This window comes from Streptomyces tailanensis (genome assembly GCF_008386495.1).
Lineage (GTDB): Bacteria > Actinomycetota > Actinomycetes > Streptomycetales > Streptomycetaceae > Streptomyces > Streptomyces tailanensis.
Window position 1 is genome coordinate 4,112 of the sequence record NZ_VTHJ01000158.1, and the last position, 2,715, is coordinate 6,826.

Annotated in this window: 2 protein-coding genes and 1 pseudogene; 2 read left to right on the top strand and 1 reads right to left on the bottom strand. The window is 71.6% G+C overall.

Annotated elements, in window-relative coordinates:
- Positions 1-1,115: acyltransferase family protein (locus tag F3T56_RS45725; RefSeq protein ID WP_246204913.1), on the top strand; the 1,115-nt coding region annotated here is incomplete at its 5' end.
- Here the strand turns inward: F3T56_RS45725 and F3T56_RS45730 are convergent.
- On the bottom strand, positions 1,093-1,941 hold the full coding sequence (locus tag F3T56_RS45730) for a GNAT family N-acetyltransferase (RefSeq protein ID WP_149831354.1): 849 nt from the start codon (positions 1,939-1,941) through the stop codon (positions 1,093-1,095). The two genes, F3T56_RS45725 and F3T56_RS45730, sit on opposite strands and share 23 nt — an antisense overlap.
- Positions 1,942-2,255: 314 nt before the next feature.
- Here F3T56_RS45730 and F3T56_RS45735 point away from each other — a divergent pair.
- Positions 2,256-2,715, top strand: a pseudogene (locus F3T56_RS45735) (alpha/beta hydrolase); the annotation flags it as partial.

Here is a 2,715-nt window from a genome sequence, read left to right on the forward strand (position 1 = left end):
CCCCCTCCACCCCACCCGACCAGGACCGGCCGGCGGCGAGACCCGCCTCGCGCGACCCGTACTTCGACAACGCGAAGTACCTCACCATCGTCCTGGTGGCCTGCGGACACGCGTGGGAGCCGCTGACGTACGGCAGCCGGGCCGCGACGGCCGCCTATCTCACCGTGTACGCCTTCCACATGCCGGCCTTCGCGCTGATCTCCGGATACTTCTCGCGGAGCTTCGACATGGCGCCCGGCCGGCTCAAGCGGCTGCTGACGGGGGTGGTGCTGCCGTATGTGGTGTTCGAGACGGCGTACACGCTGTTCTACCGGTGGGCCGAGGACGATCCGGGTTATCCGCTGAGTCTGCTGGATCCCTGGTACGTGATGTGGTTCCTGGTCGCGCTCTTCATCTGGCGGCTGACCACTCCGCTGTGGCTGCTGCTGCGGCACCCGGTGCCGGTCGCCCTGGGGCTCGCGATGCTGGCGGCGGTCTCACCGGATCTCGGCGGCGACATCTCGATCCAGCGGGTGCTGGGGTTCCTGCCGTTCTTCGTGCTGGGTCTGACCCTGCGCGCCGCGCACTTCGAACAGTTGCGCACCCGTCGTGTGCGGCTGTGCGCGCTGCCCGTCGGCCTGGGGGCCCTGGTGGCGGCGTACTGGGTGGCGCCGTGGTTCGACGCGGGCTGGTTCTACCACCGGGGCAGCGTCACCGGTCAGGGCGCGCCCCGCTGGGCGGGGCTGCTCACCACGCCCGCGCTGTTCTGCCTGGCGCTGCTGCTGACGGCCGTCTTCCTGGCCTGGGTGCCACGACGGCACCTGTGGTTCACGGCGCTGGGCGCCGGCACGATGTACGGCTACCTCCTGCACGGCTTCGTGATCAAGTGGGCCCGCTTCCGGGACTGGTACACCCCCGACTGGCTGCACACCCCGCTCGGACAACTCGCGGTCACGGCCATGGCGGTCGGCGGCATCACCCTCCTGTGCACCTCACCCGTACGCACCGCGCTGCGCGGTGTCGTCGAGCCGCGCATGGAGTGGGCGTTCAGGAAGTCCCCCAAGTCAGGAGAGACCGCCCAGCCGAACGAGAAGGAAGACGCTGCCCCCTCCCCTAGCCGAGCTCCAGGGTCGTGACCCCGAAGACGCGCTCCTCGGCGTACGGCCGGATCGGGCCCGTGTACATCCGGGCCGTCTCGAAGGAGGGCGTCAGCCCGTACTCCTCGGCCAGGGCGATGGCGGCCGCGTTCGGCTCGGGCACGTCGATGGCGAACTCGCGGCCCGCGGCCTCGGCGGCGAGTCCGGCGAGGAGGGCCCTGGCGTCCGCGGCGGTGTCGGCGAACAGCGGGCCGATGCGCAGGGCATCCCGGCCGGGGCGGATGACGCCGTAGCCGGTGAGCCGTCCGTCGACGACACGCGCCAGGGCACGGTGACCGTCGGTGCTCAGCCAGCGCTCCAGGAAACGAGGCCGGTCGGCGGGGTGGCAGGCGCTGTCGTACGCCGCCACGGCCCGGGCGTCCTCGACGGGGCGGACATCGGCGGGTACGGCCGCCTCGGGTGCCGTGCCCGAGTAGCGGAAGGTGCGGTGGGCGAACTCGAAGCCGGACTTCCGGTAGTTGTCCTGCTGCGCGGTCACTCCGTCCAGGCCGACCGTGCGGCCGTCGGCGTGGGCGAGCGCGGACGTCCAGGTGGTGAGGCCGTAGCCGCGGCCGCGCAGGTCCGGGCGTACGAGGTAGAAGCCGAGGAAGGCGTAGTCGGCGCCGTAGGTGACAACGGAGACGGCCGTGACCGGCTCACCGTCGAGCCTGCCGATGAAGAAGCCCTCGGGGTCCTGTGCGAAGAAGCACGACGCGTCCGAGAGCCCCGGGTTCCAGCCCTCGTCCCCCGCCCATCGGGCGACCGCCGTCCAGTCGTCGAGCGTGGCCCGGGTGACGACGAGGTCCTGAGGCCCCGGAGAGGTCATCTGTGCGCTCCTTCGATGAGGTCGCGAGTGAACGGCGACGAGTGGTGGTCGGACGCACCCGGGCAGCATCCTCGTCGAAGCGGATCGCGGTCGCGACGCCGAAAATGGACGCGATCGCGGGGCAACGGGCCTTCCGGACGGCCGAGTTCACGCGTACGGGTGAGGCGGCACGGTCGTCGTACGGCGGTGGTGGAGCCGTAGGCTACGGCACTTCCGTCCCTCCCGCTCGCCGGGAGGCGTGGGCGGGTGGGCCCGCTTATCGTGATCCGGGGGTCGTCCCCGGCCGCCTCGTCCGGGTGTCCCTGGAGGCATGTATGCGGTCCACGCACAGACGGCATCCGCTCGCCCAAGCCGCGGTGGCGGTGCTGGCCCTGCTGGCGGCCGGCCTGCCGGCCACGGCGGCGGGCGCCGACGGCAAGCAGGACGACAAGCAGCCGGACCTGACCCGTTTCTACGACCAGAAGATCAAGTGGTCCAAGTGCGAGGGCGAAGCGATGCCCAAGGACCTGCGCTGCGGCAAGATCACCGTGCCGCTCGACTACGCCCGCCCCGGCGCCGGAACGCTCGACCTGGCGCTCGCGCGCTACCGGGCGACGGGCGACTCGCGCGGCTCCCTGCTGCTGAACTTCGGCGGCCCCGGCGGCCCAGGTGTCCCCGAACTCGCCTACGGCGGCAAGGAGTTCATGGATCTCACGAACGGCTACGACGTCGTCTCCTTCGACCCGCGCGGTGTCGGCCGGTCCTCCCCCGTCAGCTGCGGTGACGGCACAGATC

Excerpts from the sequence above, each read along its gene's own strand:
- F3T56_RS45730 (WP_149831354.1), bottom strand. The coding sequence starts at position 1,941 with ATGACCTCTCCGGGGCCTCAGGACCTCGTCGTCACCCGGGCCACGCTC.